Source organism: Halostella salina, assembly GCF_003675855.1.
Classification (GTDB): domain Archaea; phylum Halobacteriota; class Halobacteria; order Halobacteriales; family Natronoarchaeaceae; genus Halostella; species Halostella salina.
In genome coordinates, this window is the sequence record NZ_RCIH01000005.1 from 32,550 (window position 1) to 49,558 (window position 17,009).

The 17,009-nt window shown below is 62.8% G+C and carries 16 protein-coding genes and 1 pseudogene; 16 read left to right on the forward strand and 1 reads right to left on the reverse strand.

Annotated features, from left to right (window positions below; genetic code table 11):
* Nucleotides 1-88: 88 nt before the first annotated feature.
* From D8896_RS10720 to D8896_RS10740, 5 genes are all read left to right on the forward strand, one after another.
* Nucleotides 89-1,108, forward strand: a complete 1,020-nt coding sequence (locus D8896_RS10720) for a tyrosine-type recombinase/integrase (RefSeq protein ID WP_121822099.1) — start codon at nt 89-91, stop codon at nt 1,106-1,108.
* 392 nt (nt 1,109-1,500) lie between these two features.
* Complete coding sequence (locus D8896_RS10725; protein ID WP_121822100.1) at nt 1,501-2,205, forward strand: hypothetical protein; 705 nt, start codon at nt 1,501-1,503, stop codon at nt 2,203-2,205.
* Nucleotides 2,206-3,187: 982 nt separating this feature from the next.
* Nucleotides 3,188-3,820: a hypothetical protein gene (locus D8896_RS10730; protein WP_121822101.1), complete on the forward strand. Its 633-nt coding sequence runs from the start codon at nt 3,188-3,190 to the stop codon at nt 3,818-3,820.
* Nucleotides 3,821-3,822: 2 nt separating this feature from the next.
* Entirely contained in the window at nt 3,823-6,567 is a 2,745-nt protein-coding gene (locus D8896_RS10735; RefSeq protein WP_121822102.1) for a DUF5906 domain-containing protein, read from the forward strand.
* 3 nt (nt 6,568-6,570) lie between these two features.
* Complete coding sequence (locus D8896_RS10740) at nt 6,571-7,188, forward strand: hypothetical protein (protein ID WP_162991534.1); 618 nt, start codon at nt 6,571-6,573, stop codon at nt 7,186-7,188.
* Between the two features lie 116 nt (nt 7,189-7,304).
* On the opposite strand, the gene D8896_RS10745 is transcribed toward D8896_RS10740, so the two are convergent.
* Nucleotides 7,305-7,751, reverse strand: a complete 447-nt coding sequence (locus tag D8896_RS10745; RefSeq protein ID WP_121822104.1) for a S24/S26 family peptidase — start codon at nt 7,749-7,751, stop codon at nt 7,305-7,307.
* A gap of 137 nt (nt 7,752-7,888) precedes the next feature.
* Here D8896_RS10745 and D8896_RS10750 point away from each other — a divergent pair, with 137 nt between their 5' ends.
* The 11 genes and pseudogenes from D8896_RS10750 to D8896_RS10795 all read left to right on the forward strand — a co-directional run bounded on the left by D8896_RS10750 (nt 7,889) and on the right by D8896_RS10795 (nt 16,960).
* Nucleotides 7,889-8,281, forward strand: a complete 393-nt coding sequence (locus tag D8896_RS10750) for a hypothetical protein (RefSeq protein ID WP_121822105.1) — start codon at nt 7,889-7,891, stop codon at nt 8,279-8,281.
* A gap of 31 nt (nt 8,282-8,312) precedes the next feature.
* Nucleotides 8,313-11,171, forward strand: a complete 2,859-nt coding sequence (locus tag D8896_RS10755; RefSeq protein WP_121822106.1) for a twin-arginine translocation signal domain-containing protein — start codon at nt 8,313-8,315, stop codon at nt 11,169-11,171.
* A gap of 142 nt (nt 11,172-11,313) precedes the next feature.
* The gene (locus D8896_RS19395; protein WP_162991535.1) at nt 11,314-11,463 is read left to right on the forward strand and encodes a hypothetical protein; all 150 of its coding nucleotides are present in this window, start codon (nt 11,314-11,316) and stop codon (nt 11,461-11,463) included.
* Nucleotides 11,457-12,119 (forward strand): hypothetical protein, encoded by a 663-nt coding sequence (locus D8896_RS10760; RefSeq protein WP_121822107.1) that lies wholly within the window; start codon nt 11,457-11,459, stop codon nt 12,117-12,119. Before D8896_RS19395 ends, D8896_RS10760 begins: the two co-directional genes overlap by 7 nt.
* Nucleotides 12,120-12,126: 7 nt before the next feature.
* The gene (locus D8896_RS10765) at nt 12,127-12,945 is read left to right on the forward strand and encodes a hypothetical protein (RefSeq protein ID WP_121822108.1); all 819 of its coding nucleotides are present in this window, start codon (nt 12,127-12,129) and stop codon (nt 12,943-12,945) included.
* Nucleotides 12,945-14,147 (forward strand): hypothetical protein, encoded by a 1,203-nt coding sequence (locus D8896_RS10770; RefSeq protein ID WP_121822109.1) that lies wholly within the window; start codon nt 12,945-12,947, stop codon nt 14,145-14,147. Before D8896_RS10765 ends, D8896_RS10770 begins: the two co-directional genes overlap by 1 nt.
* A gap of 243 nt (nt 14,148-14,390) precedes the next feature.
* A pseudogene (locus D8896_RS10775) lies at nt 14,391-14,594 on the forward strand (Sec-independent protein translocase subunit TatA/TatB); the annotation flags it as partial.
* Between the two features lie 5 nt (nt 14,595-14,599).
* Nucleotides 14,600-14,785 (forward strand): hypothetical protein, encoded by a 186-nt coding sequence (locus D8896_RS10780; protein WP_121822111.1) that lies wholly within the window; start codon nt 14,600-14,602, stop codon nt 14,783-14,785.
* Nucleotides 14,785-15,204 carry a hypothetical protein gene (locus D8896_RS10785; RefSeq protein ID WP_121822112.1) on the forward strand — a complete coding sequence of 140 codons (420 nt, stop codon included), beginning with the start codon at nt 14,785-14,787 and terminating at the stop codon, nt 15,202-15,204. Before D8896_RS10780 ends, D8896_RS10785 begins: the two co-directional genes overlap by 1 nt.
* Nucleotides 15,205-15,614: 410 nt before the next feature.
* Nucleotides 15,615-15,959 carry a hypothetical protein gene (locus D8896_RS10790; RefSeq protein WP_121822113.1) on the forward strand — a complete coding sequence of 115 codons (345 nt, stop codon included), beginning with the start codon at nt 15,615-15,617 and terminating at the stop codon, nt 15,957-15,959.
* A 266-nt stretch (nt 15,960-16,225) separates the two neighbouring features.
* Nucleotides 16,226-16,960, forward strand: coding sequence for a hypothetical protein (locus D8896_RS10795; protein WP_121822114.1), 735 nt, complete (start codon nt 16,226-16,228; stop codon nt 16,958-16,960).
* The last annotated feature ends 49 nt before the right edge of the window (nt 16,961-17,009 follow it).

The window sequence follows — 17,009 nt, forward strand, 5'->3', positions numbered from 1 at the left end:
CCTTAAGACACTCACGCGACGACCGACGGTGAGTCCAAGTCGTCGCAACTTGCACCCCCGGTGCGTCCCGCGGTTCCGGAGAGCCAACATGGACGCACTCACACCCGACGACGCAGTATCGCTATACTTGGAGGACCGCCGAGCAAACGTGAGCGACGCGACTATCCGGTCGCACCGCTCGCGCCTCAGTCACTTCTTAGACTGGGTCGAGGAACAGCCGGACATCGAGCACATGAGCGACGTCACAGCTCAACACTGTCACGAGTACCGGTTGTGGCGGCGAGACGGGCCCGGTGACCCGAACGCAGTGACCATGAAGACGCAGATGGACACGTTCAGGGTCTTTCTCAAATGGGCCGAAAGCCGGGGTGCGTGCCCGGAGAACCTGCACGACGCAGTCCTCAGCCCCACCCTGTCGAACGGTGAGAACGCGAAGGAAACGATGCTCGATCCCGACGTCGGCGACGCACTCCTCGAACACTTGGAACGGTTCGAGTACGCCAGCCGGGAGCACGTCGTTATGCTACTCATCTGGCGAGGACTACTCAGACGCGGCGGTGCGCGAGCGATTGACGTTGGCGACGTCGAACTCTCAGGTGACGACCCGAGAATCCGAGTCCGCCACCGGCCCGACGAGGACACCCCGCTCAAGAACAAGAACGACGGTGAGCGCACGATCGGCATCAAACCCGAGACCGCGACCGTCATCGAGGATTACATCGAGACAAGCAGGCACGACGTCGAAGCCGACGGGCGCGAACCACTACTGACGACCGTGCACGGACGCCCGCACGTGCAGACGCTGCAAGCCGACTGCTACGCCGTCACACGCCCATGCGAGGGACCGACCGGGGAATGCCCGCACGACCGCGACCCCGGCGCGTGCGACGCCGCACGCGACCGACAGCAAGCCTACGAGTGCCCGAGCTCCCGCGGCCCGCACGACACTAGAAGGGGAGCGATTACCGCGTGGCTGCAGGCAGACGTCCCCTCAGAAATCACGGGCGCGCGAGCATCGACGTCACCGGATGTCCTCGATGAGCACTACGACCAGCGCTCGGAGAGACAGAAGCAACGGCAGCGCCGGAAGTACTTGGACCGAGTGTAACCGGCGCGCGTAGCTCAGGGTGGCGAGCCAAGGGGGAGTTCGTGACACACCCCCCTCAAAATTTGTAGTTGTAGTCACACCCACCGGGAGTGTCGAGACAGGCGTGGACCGCGCCGCTGGGCGGTCAAGCCCCACCGGGCGACTGACTACCTTTTCACCACGGGTAGATCCCTCAATATCCAACACCATATTCGGGCATTTCGGGGCCGTAACTACCCAGTGACTTACCTAGAGTAACGAGTGCAGACACAGCGAAAAACTTTATCGCGGGAGCTAACACGCTATTACGATCTCGGGTATCTCCCCACCCGGTAACTCCCCGACCGAAGAACCCGACGTGTAACTACCGTCCCCGGTTTTTCCGAGCGAATCGGCGAGTATCACGTGTACCGATGCCCCCAGTAGTCATCCTCGCACGCGGCAACACCCCCGACATCCGGCAGCAAAGCATCGACCAAATCAAGAACTGGATTGAAACCAACGACGTCCCAGGCATCACCGCCGACACCGTCCAATCGCTGTTCGAATGGACCGAAGAGAACGCCGCGACCGCCGGCATCAAACAAGACGCCAAGTCATACCTGTACGTCGCCGCAGGCACGGACACCGTTCGGGACAGGCAGGGACCCGACGACCCGGCCGTGAAAGCGCTGGAACGCGCACGCGACACTGACGGTGCGAGGCTCATAGTAGACACACTCGCAGGACTCCCGGTCGAGGACGTGTTCACGGTCGCGCGCACGGGTACGGGTACGGACGTGTACGACGCCACGCACGACGTCACGATCACCCCGCCCACGTCAGGCGACGAGTACTCCGTGGCGACGCGACGCGCGATCGAAGTCCTCGCAGGCACCGCCGAGCACGCGGATGCGCTCCTCGCAGGCATCGAGTGGCAGGGAGGTAGACCGCCGCTTGGGTGCACGAGCGAGGGTGGGCGGCTCGCACCCGACGTCAACTACGACACGGTGTGTCGAACCCTGCAGCGGGTCGAGGACGGCGACATGAGCAAAACGCGCGCCGCCGACAAACTGTCGTGTGCTCGCAAGACGATCGACAACGCACTCGATAGGCCCGAGTTGTACCGGCTCGAATAGCGAGAGGACCGACGGTGCAGCCGGCAGGCAAAACACCCCCTTTTCGCCGAAACCGGCCGCGCGAATCCGGAAAGTGCCGATACAGGCGCTGTACCGGGCGATTCACCCCGGCAAAACAACCAAAATCCGGCGTTTACCCCCGTGTTGTTTTGCCCGATTGCCGCGAGAAGCCTTCTACCGGCCGAAAACAGTAACCCAAAACAACCAAACCGAGTTACCCAATCAAATTCAAACAATCGGGGAGAGTCATGTTCGTGTTGCAGTCAAGTGCGTGTACCTGTTTTGGTTGAAGCGGTCTCCGGATATCGGTACTCTCAGACGCTCTCGCAAGGATGCAGCAAAACAACCGGGGGGTAATCGGCCGAATCTGGTTGTTTTGCCTGCGGGTCGTCGGTCCGTTCGGTGCGGTGCCGTGTGGTGGCGGTGGCCTGTGTCGGTGCCTGCCGGGTGTGGCTGCAGCTGCGGCGACGGCGGTATGGTCGTGCAGTCAGTCGTCGGCGGCAACTCTCATCGGCGGGTGTGTTCGTGGGTCGATGCGCCGGTCGCGCGGGCGCTGTGGTATGGTTTTTTGATTCGAGTGTGGTTCCGTTCGGATTCCGCGCGTGCTCCCGCTATCCTTAAGTTAAAGGTAAGGGGTTAGTGTCGATGTTTTGCCTACTCGGTACCGTCTGGGATAAATACGAGTTCGTGTGTTTCACGGCCTGTACAGTGCTTTCGGTGTAGTTTTGTAGTTGAATCTAATCCCGTTCGGATATCCTACTCAGAACCCCCTACGGCAAGTCTTTAAGTGCAACCACGGACAATCATATGGTAAGCTCACTCGGGACACGCACCCCGCTCACTGTGGTCGATTATCGGCCGCAGAACGTGGGTGCGGGCGCGCCCCAAGCGCGCACGCACCGAGTGGGTGAGTTAAGGTATTCCACCCATGCGACGAAACAACGCAAACTCAGATAAAACCGAGGGTTTCCCTCAGAAGCCCTTGACCGCATCAGTCGAACTGGACGGTGAAACAATCACGATCGACGCCGCGCACCACGTCGTCAACGACGACGCGCAGCTGCTGCACCTTTACCTCGAAGAACGCGCCGGTGGCATCGACGTCACCGTGCCGCTCGCCGACAGCGCGGCGGAGGCGTGGGCGCGGACCGACGTCGGCCGGGAGGCACTCGGTCTCGATACTGACGACGACGACCAGGACGCGACGGTGACGCCCGGGTCGCAAGTCGAGTACCGCGGTGAGCCGTGGATGGTCATCGAGACCGGTGCAGACGGCACGCACGCGCTGTTAGACCCGCGATCGGACGCAGCTCGGGACATGTGCCCGACGTCACCCGCGGCAGGTGACTGCCCGACAGTCAGTGCGTCAATTGACGAGGTGACTGTCATCGTGCAGAACACCGGCGGCACACCGCTCGCTGCGGACGGTGGTAGCAACGACGAGGATGACGACGGTGAGCTCGTTACGGACGGCGGGCGTGACGTGTGCAAGCGCGACGAGTGCGACAAGCCCGTGGACGCGAACCCTTGGTTCGACCCATTTTGCGGGCGGTACTGTCTCGACGAGTACCACGACCGCGACGCGCTCGATCACTACGACGTGACGGGGTGGTGAAATTGCCCAGGGACACTAACAACAACGACGACGACGCTGCAGACGCACAGGACACCGTCGCGGACGGCGGCACCGTCACCGGGGGTAACAACACTGAGAACGGTGACGAGGCGCTCGAAACCGGCGACGGCGACTTACTCGCCCAGCTCAACGGGTACTCGGACGAGGAAATCGAGAACGCGGTGGACGTCACCGGAATCGAGATCGACACGCACGTCGATAAGCGATTCACGAGCGTTCCCGAGACCACGGACGAGACCGGTGAGGACCGCGACATGCCGCACGACCGTGACGAACTGAAATGGCTCGCCGGTGCAATCGACTCAGGCGCGAAAGTCACGGTGTGCGTGCGAGTGCTCGATATCCGCGAGTACGATGACGGACACGCAGACGTCATCGTCGCCGACGGTACGGCGGCGACAGCGATTGAGGTGCCGGCGCAGATGCGGCCGTCAACGGACGAGCAGCCGGACCCGGTGGACCAGTACAGTCCCGGTGACACGGTGCTTATCGAGCGGCTCGATGCCGTGGAAGTCCGTGGGAACGATTACTACGTGACGCTCCGGCACGGGTTCGACGCCACTGTCGAAGTGTGGGACGAGTGGGACCGGCCCGACCACGTCCCGGTCGGCGTGACCGTTGACGAGAAGAGCGCGTTAGTGAACGACGCGGAACGGTACGCGTTCGAGAAGACGCACGTCGCGCGTGAGCGTGTGGTCGAAACGATCGTTGACGAGTTCGAACTGTTGAACCCGAAGGACACCGATGAAATGTGGATGTGGGTCGATGAAACCGCGTGGGAACCCGGCGCGGAAGACGTCGTGAAAGGAGTGCTGCAGGACGTGTTACCGTCGCAGGCGAACACTCGCGGTGAGCGGAACGAAATCGCCGACCAAGTCAAGCTCGCAACGCAGACGAACGACAACCCGTTCACACTCGGTCCGCCAGACGACCCGGACCTGAAATGGTGCGTCCCGGTGCAGAACGGACTCATCGACCTGCGGAAGGAACCCGGGCAGGAGCTCATCGACCACGCACCGGAGCACTACACGACGCGGCCGGAACTCCTCGATGTGTCGTACGACCCGGACGCGGAGTGCCCGGGCATCATGGAGAACCTGGAGAAGATAGCGACGGACGAGGCGATGCGGAAGACGATCGAGGAGATGATTGCGAACGTCATCATGCGTAACAACGACTTTCGGAAAACCTACATCAAGGAAGGCGACGAGCAGACGGGGAAGTCGTTCATCGACAAGCTGGTGAAGTGGTTGGTCGGTGAGGACGGCGTGCAGCACATGGACTTCACGAAGTTCGTGACCGACGACTTCGAAGCCGACGCCGCGCGGAATTCGTACGCGGTCATCGACGACGACGCATCAGCAAACAAAATCTCGAAAGAACAGTGCTCGGCGTTCAAGAAATTCGTCGGTAGCGGCGGTGTGCGGACGGGTGCGAAGAACGTGCAGCGCGAGAGCTATGACCCGTTCGCAACGATCATGATTAACGTGAACGACCCGCCGGTGTGGACCGGTTGGGACGGGTCGATTAAGAGTCGGCTCATGCCGCTGTTCTTCACGAACCAATTCGTGGCGGACCCGGACCCGGACGACCCGAACCAGCATCAGAAGCGCAAGGAATCCGAGTTAGAACGCGAGCTGCGCACCGACGAGGAACTCTCGGGCCTGTTGAACGTCGTCATCGAAGCGGCGAACCGGTTGTACGAGACCGAGGAATGGTCGATCTACGAGAACTACTACGACGAAATGCTGACGCGTGACCAGGAGGAAGCGCACGCGAAGCTCATCCGGAAGTACCGCAATCACGCGGACACGACGCGGCGGTTCGCTCGGAAGTTCATGACGCAGACCGATGAAGCGGTGGAAGTGCGGAAAGACGACTGGCACGCGATTTACCGTCGGTACTGTGACGACGAAGGGAAGGAACCGCAGGACCCGTCGAAGTTCTGGCAGCAGCTCAGGGACGACGATACGGTGTACATCGAGACGAAGAACCCGTACCAGTCGAAGCGCGTGACGGTGCACCTCGCACCGACAACGAAAGCGCTCGAATACGCTCCCGCGCCGGTGAAGGACCGCATCAAAGGGCTCGTTGAGACGCCCGGGTTCAACACCGGGATTGATGAGACGACGCCGATCGCCGAGCTCCCGCACGGCAGCGATTACGTCACGGTCGAGGGTGAAGTCGTGACGAAGACGCTCGATAAGGACCCGCGTGACGGGTCGATGCGGCAGGTCATCGTGTTGGAGGACGACTCGGGCGGTCGGGTGTCGGTGTTGTCGCCGAATGCGACGGATGAGCTCGCCGATGACGAGTTGATGGATGCGTTCGACGCGGTGCTGCAGGGTGATACGGTGCGCGTGCACGCGGGTATCACGCTGCGTGACGGTCCGTATATGCGGCTGCAGGCAGGGTCGTCGTCGGTCGATATCGTTGACCGGCCGGCGGGCCGCGGGTCGGACCCGACTGACGTGACGGACGCCGACGACGGTGACGGTGATGAACGGTCGCAGGCGGACCGCGTGCAGGGCGTGAAGGACGTCGTCGCGGACCTCGAAGCCGAGCACGACCAGGGTGCGCCGGTCGAGGACGTCATCGACGAACTGCAGGAGCGCGCCGGGATGGATGCGGATCAGGCGGAGCACCAGATCGAGAAACTCAGGCAGAAAGGTGCCGTGTACGAGCCCGCGGACGGTCGGCTCCGGATGACCGGAGGTGAGTCATAGACGATGCCCACGCATCAGACCGCGATGCGGATCATGTACAACCGCGAGACGCTGCACCACTTCCCCGCGCCGGGGAAGCGGTGGCGGTGGTCGGACGTCGTCGGCAACGGCGAGGGTAAGGTTGACCCGAAGGAAGCGCACGTCGTCAGTGCGTACCTCGTTAAGCACGATGACGGGCGGTACTCGGTCGATCAGCGGCTCGAAGAGTACCTCGATGAGAAGTACTCAATCGAGTTGGAAGGGTCGGTGACGGACCCGCAGCAGGACACGCTCCCCGGCGTTGACTCGGGCCCGTCGCGGGAGTCGGTGCGTGCGGACGGCGGCACTGACGGGCCGCGTGACGACCACGGTCGGGAGCTCCGGCAAGTGTCGCTCACCGGTGAGGACGTGACGGACGATGCACGGCTCGCGCAGGCGCGTGAGACGATGCGTGAGCGTGACCGCATCAGTGACCAGGATTGGTGCGGGCGTGCGGGTCGCGCGGTTCGTGACGCCGAGCAGCGCCGTCTCACCGCGTTCATGGACGCGGGCGCGGGCGTGTTCCACCGGGCGACCGGCGACGTGTACTCGGGCCCGAGCCCGGCCGCGGGTACGTCGGGTGGCGAGCCGGTCGTCGCGTAACACCGGCCGCGAGAACACCACCCTGCAAAATTTGAGTCTGGTTGTGTGGTCGTAATTCCGGCGTTTCAACGGGTTGAGCGTGCTGTGAACGCCCGTGTTGGCACCCCCGGGGGGTGTTACAGGTACGCGGCAGGGTTGAGGGACACGTGCCAATCGTACCGGCAAATCACCGCGTCCCGGCGCGTTACCTCGTACTGCCCCAGGTTGTTATCGCCGCGTAACCGGAGGAACGCGTCAGTGCTACCGACCTCAGTTTCAACGACGCGGTGAATGACTGTCGGTCCGTCCCGTGGTGGGTGGCCTTGTCGGGCGATACGTTTGTCAGGGTACGGTGTGCGGTTGAGTTCGACTGCGTCGTACGTGGGTGCGGCGACGACGTCACCCTCCTCGATATCGCCGGGTGCGACGCCCGGGTCGCACACGACGACCGCGGGCCCCGATATCGTGGGGTGCATCGAGGTGCCTGTGGCGATGCGGACGCCGGGTGCAGCGGCGATCGTGGCGACGACGAGCAGGGTGATGCACGCCGCGACGACCGCGTACCGTTCCCAACTCTCACTCATTACTCGATTATCGTGCAGTAGCTCGGTTAAACCCGGGACGCAGTGTCCTAACCCGCCGTGGGGGGTTTATCCGGGCATTCACCCGAGTTCCGGCCGAGGCGCTCGCCCAAACCGGAAGCGGGCGCTGTAACCGAATTATGGCACGAAACGAAATCGACGTCATCGACGTCGCCGGGCTAGTCGCATACCCAGTATTCCTGGGAATCCTCCTCGGCATCTTCACCTTCTCGGTGGATGTCCTGGGCGGATTCAATTTCAACCAAACGCTGTTCGCGGACTACGGTATCGAAGTCACGATCGCCGCGCTCGCCGCGCTCGCCGCGGGTGGGTGGATTATCGTGACGAACGAAATCGACGGGAGCGACTACGAGACGCACGAATACGCCGGTGTGCTCGCATCCCTCGGATTCCCAGCGCTGTACATGGTGCTTGAACCTGTGCAGGTGCTGGTGAACGGGAACGAAATCGCCGCCGTGTTCGTGTGGCTCGCCGGGTCCGCCGTGACGGTGTACGTCGCGTACATCGAGTGAGGACCAGTCCTCCACCGATATTTCAAAAACAATGGCACGAAACACTCAGACTGAAGTAGAATCGGACGCCGACCCGCCCGACGACTCGGGCGACGGCGAAACGCAGCTGTACCGGACCACCGGCCCGCACATGAGTCGCCGCACGATGCTGAAGGGCATCGGCGCTGCCGGTGCAGCCGCCGCACTCGGTACCGGGACGGTCGCGGCGGACCACGGCAGCACGGACCCGGTAGACGTCCCTGAGGACGGCACCGGTGACGGCGATAACGCCGGTGTGAACCCGGCGCGGGTCAGCGACGGTGCGCAGGTGTTCGGCGCGCTCACGATGGGGCCTGCAGGGGTGCTGGCAGGCAAGGCGATCGGTGACACAGTGAGCGATAACGTCGATGCACCAGACATCGCCGCGGAAACGGTTGGCGACTGGATTTATGGGGGTTACGAGGACAGGCTCGACACGCAGCTGCAGGCGGACCTGCACGCGCACGCGGACACGGTCGCTAACAGCAACCGTTGGTCGTTCAAACAGCTCGATAACCGCCTCGCAGTGTCGAAGAACAACTGGATTGCGCAAGCGCAATTCGAGGTAATCAAGACGCTCAACGACGTCAAAACGACGACAACCACAACGACGAACACGACCGAGACGAACACCACCAGCACGACCACCACGTCAGGCACGACGGGGAAACAGGAAGCGGTCGATGCCGGTGTGCAGGGTGTGCTCGATGCCGTCGCACCAGTGCACCGCAACCTCCTCGCAATCGAGACAGCGACGACACTCAGGTACGCATCGTTCGACGCGCGCGAGGACGCCGCCGGGATCAGTGACAGCGACAAAGTCACGCACCCGGTGCACAACGCCCCGACCGGCTCGACAGTCGCGGGCGTGGTGCCCGTGCACGTCACACTCACCGACGGTGAGACTGTCGAGTCGTGGGCATTGCACGTCACCGCCAACGGTGATGACGCAGTCCTGCACTCGCACGCCCAGGACGCGGCGCTCACGGCCGGTGATAACCCGTCACTCCCGGTCGATGCGACGCGCATGTACGAGCTCGTTGACGAGTTCAGTGTGAACTCGTCAACGGGGAACGTGGAGTACACGCACCCGGAGACGGGCGATGTGATCCCGGCATACCCCCTCAACCGGGGGGCTGATGACGTGCACGCGGTGTATGACCCGACAGGCGACCGGTCGGCAGACGACTTAACGTACCTGCTTGGTAGTGAGTCCGTCATCGCTCCGGTGCTGCCGGGCACGGATCTCACCATTCCGGGGATGGGCGATTACTTCCGCGAGCGCGTGTACCCGATGGCAGCCACACTCACCAGCGAGATCGAGACGTACGCGAGCGACGTGTACGACGCGGTCGCGGCCGGCGAGATCGACGTGTCAGACCTGATGACGCCCGCGATCTTCGCGGAGGAACTCGCGCGCGACTGGGCGAGTTCCGGTGACACCGGGTACTCGCGCGCGTTGCTGGCGCAGCTCGGCATCGACACGGACCTCCAGACGTCGATGGACATCACTGTCGCTAACAACACCGACGCGTCAACCACGCTCGATTACAGCGCGATCGGTGAGACGGCCGCGTTCGCGCACTCCCTGTCGAACGCGCAGGACGAGGTGACTGTCGTCGTGGACCCGGGTGGCGCGTCGGACAATAGCGGGACGATGCACGTGCCCGCGGGCACCGAGACGATGAACGTCCGCGTGGAAGGGTACACGGACGACCCGTCGAACCCCGGGTACGTCGTGCAGGACGTCACGCTCACCACGTCGGGCGGGACGACCGTCACGGTGCCAGTGTCCGAGCTCGCCGAGCAGGACGGGAACGTCGCCGCGGGCGAGGCGTGGTACGACGAGCTCGATGCGGACGGTGACGGTAGCGTGACGATCAGCAGCATCGACGTCAATTACACCGTCACGTCGAGCGACGGGACGACGTCGGAGTACAGTGAGACGGTCGTCAGTACTGCGGGACTGTCGATCCGCATCGACGCGTCAGACGTCGCGTGGAAGTATAGTGACGCGCGACTGTCAACGAATTGGCGGCCGCACGGCGGCGACCCCGACCAGTGGAGCACTGCCGTCAGCGAGAAGACGACGTTCACGGGCGTCACACTCAGCGATACGACGAACGGTGACACGCTCGATCTCACGGTCGGGTTCAAGCACGACGGTGAACCGGACTCATCGACCAGTCCGACGACTTACACCGTCCCGTCGGGCAAGTCGCTGAACGTGCAGCTCGCCGGCACCACCAGCAACGTCACCGCGGTGAACATCACGACCGCCGCGGGGAACACGCACACGGTGAGCGTGCCGAGCGGCACCACGTTCGTGAGCCTGCCGCACACGGACGTCGTGAGCGCTGGGTCGGATTACACGATCGACACAGTGTCGGTCGAGTACAACAACTCGTCGGGCGGGACGAGCACCGCGACCGCTGGCACAGTGTCGCAGACCCTGTCGGTCGAGAACGTCGATATCCCGACGTACGATTTCCTCACCGGGAAATGGTACTTCACGGACAACGCCGGTGACGGTGACCACGTCATCGTCGCAACCGAGAACGGTGACTGGGTCGAACTCGAATCCGGCGACGTGTTCAAAATCACCAGCGCGACCGACGCCGACGGGAACTCCCTGAAAGGCGTGACACTGTCGGACACCAACCGGCACAGCTTAGACGTCACGCGAGTCGAGGAGGAAGTCAAGCGCGCGATCGAGACGCAGCAGGCAATCGAGGACACCACGCCAGACGATATCACCGGTGGCGGTGGCGGTGGTGGGCTCGGTGGCAGCGCCGCGGGCGCAGCGCTCGGTGCGGTGCTCGGCGGTGGCGTCGCAGCGTACGTGTTGAGCGAACTCCTCGGCGGCGACTAACCCCGCCCCTAATTTTAGCTGTGGTTAAGTGGTTGCAAAACACGGGTTTCATCCCCTTGAGACGCCCGCGAGTCGGCGTGTTGGCACCCCCCGGGGGGTGTACCGTGCGGGGTTTATCCGAGCATTTGCCCGACCGACGACTATGAAGAAGCTGATAGCGATCGTGATAATCGCCGCAGTAGCGGCCGAAGTGCTCGGTGTCCCCGTCATCGACCCGGTATGGCAGTGGGTCGATTCGACGCTCATCGACCCGTTCATCAATTGGCTCACCGGCCGGGTGGCACCATGGTAGCGACGCGCCCCGTCACTGTGGTTGTAGTCGCCGTGTTGCTCCTCGGTGCGACGGGTAGTGTCGGTACTGTAGTTGCGCAGGAAAACAACACGACCACGACGACGCCGGGGAACGAGTCGGATCCGTGGACAGACCCGGAAGGAGCGGAAACTACGGACACGAACCCCGGGGAAGACGCCGAGAATCAGTCAGGACCCGGCGCGAGTAACAGCGGTGACAGTGCCGGTGACAGTGAGTCGAAAACACTCTCCCGGTACACCGAAATCACGGACTGGGAGTACAGCGGTGGGCAGTGGGTCATCACGTTCGACGCGTCCGAGCCGGTCACCGTGACACTGTCGCAGGCCGGGCAGGCCGAGGAAGGTGCGACGACGTTCAACATCCGTCAAGTCACTCTCGATAGGGGTGTGAACACGGTCACGTTTGAAGCGGCAGCGCTCAACGGCGAAGCGCAAGTATCGATCGTGTCCGAGTACTCGATCGACGAAGGCCGCGGTGTGCTGTTAAGCACGGGTCAGACGGGTGGGTCGAGCCCGTTCGAAGGCACGTCAGCGACCGCCGGGTGGCTGGGTGGCGCGACAATCACGACGCTCATGGGCGTGTTAGCGTTCCGCCGCAGGCTGAAAGGCGGGCGCGGTGCGCCCGAGGAGGTGTAACCTAACGATGCTCGAAGAACTCATCGGCAGCGAACCCATCGAACGCACCGCACCGACATTCGACTCGAAGTGGGACCGCGTCACGTACCTACTGTCCGAGTGGAAGTGGCCGCTCATCGTTATCGCAGTGTCCTCGATGATCGTGTACGCCTCTACGGACACGCGACTCCCGACGCCGCCGGACGCCGCCGTCGCGTTCGCAATCGCCGGCGGGCTCATCGCAATGCCGTCATACATCGTGTGGGTCATCGTAGCGAAGAAAGTCGTGAGTAAAATCTCGGTGCGCGTCATCGAGTACGGCGGCCCGAACGGTGAAGTGACGACGTACGACGTCCCGCCGAAAACGTGGAAAGCCCGAGAGACGAACCTGTTCGATGCGTACCGTGCGCCCGGCACCGACCAGTGGAAAGTGTGGGACTTGGAGTGGAAGGACGATATCGACCAGCTCGAAGTCACCGGCGTATGGCCGAGTGCCGCCGACCCGAATGATGTCTACAAGTCGCAGAAGAAGGTCGAGAAAATGTTCATCGATATGCTGAAAGAGCTCATGAAGGCACAGGCGTTCCAGGCGACCGTCGCGGCGAAGGGCGTGGACATCTACGACGAGTCGCACAAGGAACACCTGGAGCTTACTGAAGCCGGTATCCTCCCCGATGGAGTCGATGCGGCCGCCAAAATCGAGGAGCTCGAAGATGAAATCGCCGGGTCGCTCGATATCGAGGAGATCGGTGAGATGGACGGTGACACCGGTGATCCGGACCGTATCGACGCTGCACAGTCACCGGAACCAGCTCCGACGGACGCTCAACACGGGGGTGAACGGTAATGCCAGGCGATAGTCCCGACTGGGTATTCGGCGAACTCGGCGAGTACGTCGAGGGTCGGCACAAGAACGAGAACGATAACACGTACCGGCACGTCGGCGAAATCGGCGATAACGACGTCCGCACGTCACTGACGAAAGCGAAAGCAAGCTTTGACCGGCTCATCGAGAAAGGTGAGCTCCCGGACTGTGTCGAAGGCGATTACTACGATAACCGTATCCCGCGGCAAATCCGGCGCATCGAAGGCACCGAGACCGCGAGCCGAGCGGTCGCGCAAGGCGACGCCGGCACGCTCCGCTCGATGACCGGTGCGCCGGACAAGGCGACGGACCTCAGTTACCAGGAGCCGATCCGGAAGATGATTAAAATCCTCGGCGACCGGCCCGCGCCGATGATGTACGTCGGCGGTGAGCCCGGCGTGGGTAAGACTCGGTGGGCGCTGTGGACGCTTGAACTGTGGAAGGACAACGTCGCCCCGAACGGCATCATAGCGAGCAACCTGAAGACGCTCAAGCCGACGCAGGACCATCGTGACGACCGGCACGAGCACGTCGCCGGGTACCAGGACCTCGATGAGTGGTTGCGGCAAGAGGACATGTCTACGGTCATGGCGGGCGACGCGACGCCGAAAGCGATACTCATCGACGAAGCCAGCTCCGCGCTCGGTGGCGGTGGCGAGGACGGGTACAACGTCCGCACGTACCTCGGCCCGCTCATCTTCAAAATCCGGCGGTTCATCTCGAACGATGGACTGGTTATCTGGATCGGGCACGACAAAGGCGACGTGCACCCGCTGTTCCGAGCGATCGCTATGTTCGTTGAGAAAGAGTCGAAGAAGGACTTCACGGTGTACGAAACCGTCCGCAACCGCAGCGGAGTCGAACCGATTCAGTCGTTCCAAGGCGTGCCGCCGGGGAACTACGACGTCAATGAGAACGAAAAGCCGGACTTTGACCTTGACCCGACCGGCGGTGAGAACCTCGATGAAGGCGGTGACGACGCGATCGACAGCGGTGAAATCCAAGGCATCATTCGAGACACGGCGATTTACACCGTCGTGAAGAGCAAGGAGGACGGGCTGACAGACCGCGAGGTAGCGGCGAAGGTGCCCTACAGTAGAACGTGGGTTAACGACCGTTGGAACGAATACGAGGACGGCGAGCACCAGGACACGGTTGACAGAGTCGAGGAGCGAATCAAGTGACTGCGTCGGGGTGCGTGTCTGACAACCACCATGACACCCCCCTATACTATACATAGTACTGCACTGACCGCAAGGGAAGTGACGAATGAATATGAGTGTGGTTGCAGCGCGCGGGGCGTGCAGCGGTCGGGCCGATTGAAGTTCAAATGACGCGCGTCACACGGGTTGCGCGCGTACGCGCGCGCGGGAGAGCGGTCGGCGTGCCCGGTTTATCCGAGCATGTGGTCGAGAATCAGGTACAGCATGACAGTCACACAGGCGTTTATCGGCGGCGTGCCGGGCGGGCCCGAGCTCTTGGTTATCCTCGGTATCGCAGTGTTGCTGTTCGGCGCGGACCGTATCCCGAAGCTCGCCCGTTCGACCGGTGAGGCGATCGGCGAGTTCCGGAAGGGCCGCGAGGAGTTAGAACAGGAGCTCGAAGACACCGCGACCAACGACGCGGGTGATGAACGGTGAGGGTCGAGACGACCATCGAGTGCACCGAGTGCGGTGACACCGTGATGCTCGATACGGCCGCGGTCGAGCTCGCGTGCAGCTGCGAGTTCGCGCCGCTCGCGTCGCTCCCCGACGCGTGGCGCGTGATTGAGTCGGGAGAACCGGCTGACGCGGGCACGAACCCCGGGGGTGACGCAGAGTAATGACGTCGAATCAAACCTCAGGGAACGCCGACCGTCGGAAAGCCGCGGGGACCGCGGTCGAACGGTACGTGTGCGACGAGTACAATCTGCAGGCGGACCACTCCGGCCGCGCCGACGCCGCGTACGCGAACGGCACACCGGTCGAGATCAAAGCAGCGCTGCGCCGCAAGTCCGACGGTCGGGGAGGAACGAAGGAAGGCGAGTTCGCCGTTTTCGAAAGCGCGCACCGGTGGTTGCGCCGGAACGACGGCTACTATATCTTCGCCGTTTACAGGTTCCGCGGCCGTGGCGTGCAGGTACTCGAAACGAAGCGCGTGCACGCATCGAACCTCCCGTATTTCACGTTCAACGAGAGCAAACACCCCGGGCGCGGACGTGACGATCGTGAGGCTCGATTCAAAATCTCGCAGATATTCTAACCCCCTCGAAAATATGTGGTTAAGTGGTTGCAAATCACGTGTTTCACCCCCGTGAGATGCCCGTGAGTCGGTGTGTTGGCACCCCCGGGGGGTGTGGCGTCCCGGGTTTATCCGAGCATTCGAGTAACCTCGCACATGCAGGCAACCAGTACACCAGAATCGCACGAACTGCACCCCGCGGAAGCCGCCGACGCCACCGAGCAGAAATGTCCTCGATGCGGGACAGCCACGATGCGCGCCGACGGTGAGCAGTGGTGTGTCGTGTGCGCCGCGCCCGTCGAGAGTGACGAGGCAGGGTGACCACCACGAGTGAGCAAGGTGCGTGGCCGTGCAGTGTTACCGTCCGATGTTACCGCCCATCCTTACCGGTCATCGTTATCGGGAGGGACGGGCGCAGTTTGCGGGCTTACTTGGCGATCGGGAACGTCGTGCAGCGCGTGCAGCTTGTCGATACGGACGTCGCGGTGTGGGTCGCGCGCATCGACCCCGCTCGGTGGGACACGATCGTGCGAGCGTGGAGTACGCGAGCGAAAGCACGGGAGTGGGTCGAGGCGCGCGTAGACTCGGAAATTACGTGGGAGGAACCCCGGGGTTCGAGCACGCATGAGACGCTGCACGGCACTGCAGACGCCGGTGATACTGACGTCGAGGTGCGACGCGTCCCGGTGCAGGACCCGGCAGCGCTCGCCGGCCGTTACCCCGACGACCTCCCGAACGCCCGGTACCTCATCGACCGCGACGGCGACGACGAATGAGTTTGCGAGCCATCAAGTGATTGAACGATGTGTGTTCACGTGCCGCCCGCACCTGAACGCGGGCGGCGTTCCCCGAAGTGAGAGTGTGAGAGTGCCCGGTTGTGGTGGACCGGGAACCCCGCGGGCGGGCGCGGCACCGCCCGCCCCGGCCGCGGTGGTGCGCGGCCGACAACAGCTACCCGGACCTGTAGTTGTAGTCTTTTCCTAACGAAGACCGACTCTCATCCTACCTGATATTTATTATCTCCCCGCAACCGAGGCACTGTATGGCAACAGACACCGGTGAAACCGCAGCGTGTCAGAAGTGCACGCGAGAAATCCCGGTCGAAGCCGACAGGTGCCCCGAGTGTGGCCACGAACCCGGACCAGGGATCCTCGGCGGCATCGTAATGTGGGTGAGCCTGATGCTCGGTTCGACGTTCCTTGTCATGAGTCTTGCCAGTCTCATCGTTATCGCAGACGGGTTCCCCGTCATGCAGGGCCTCACCGTAGCCGGGTTTACCGGGTTCATCGCCGCCGTTTTCCTCGGCATCGTGTACGCCGGGTACAAAGGCGGGCAGCGCGGACCGACCGACGAACCCATCGGGTCGAGCGGCAACAACGGCAGTGAGTCGAAGAGTATCAGTGAGTCGTGGCAGGAAGGCTCGGAACGCGGGGAGCGGTGGGCGGAGCAGATTAACGCGGCGTACTACGCCGCTGTGCACGCGCTCCCGTCGTGGCTGTGGACCGTCGGTGTACTTCTGGGGTGCGTCTTGTCGTTTGCAATGTGGCCGGCAGCTGCAGCGGAGAACGAAACGGCGATGGGTATCAGTCTCATCGCCGGCGGTGGATTGCTGTTTTTCGTGATTGTCGTCGATTCGCTCCGGTTGAACGATGCGTACGATGAACTGAATTTCCGCTGGTGGTTCTGGTCGATTCTCGCGTTCCTGCCGCTCATCGGGTGGCTGTTCGGGCTCGCATGGTTGTGGCGACGACGCCGGAAAACCGCGAGCGCGGCATAATCCTACCTATCCATGTCTGAGAGACCCGTCGCAGTTGACGCCGACGAAA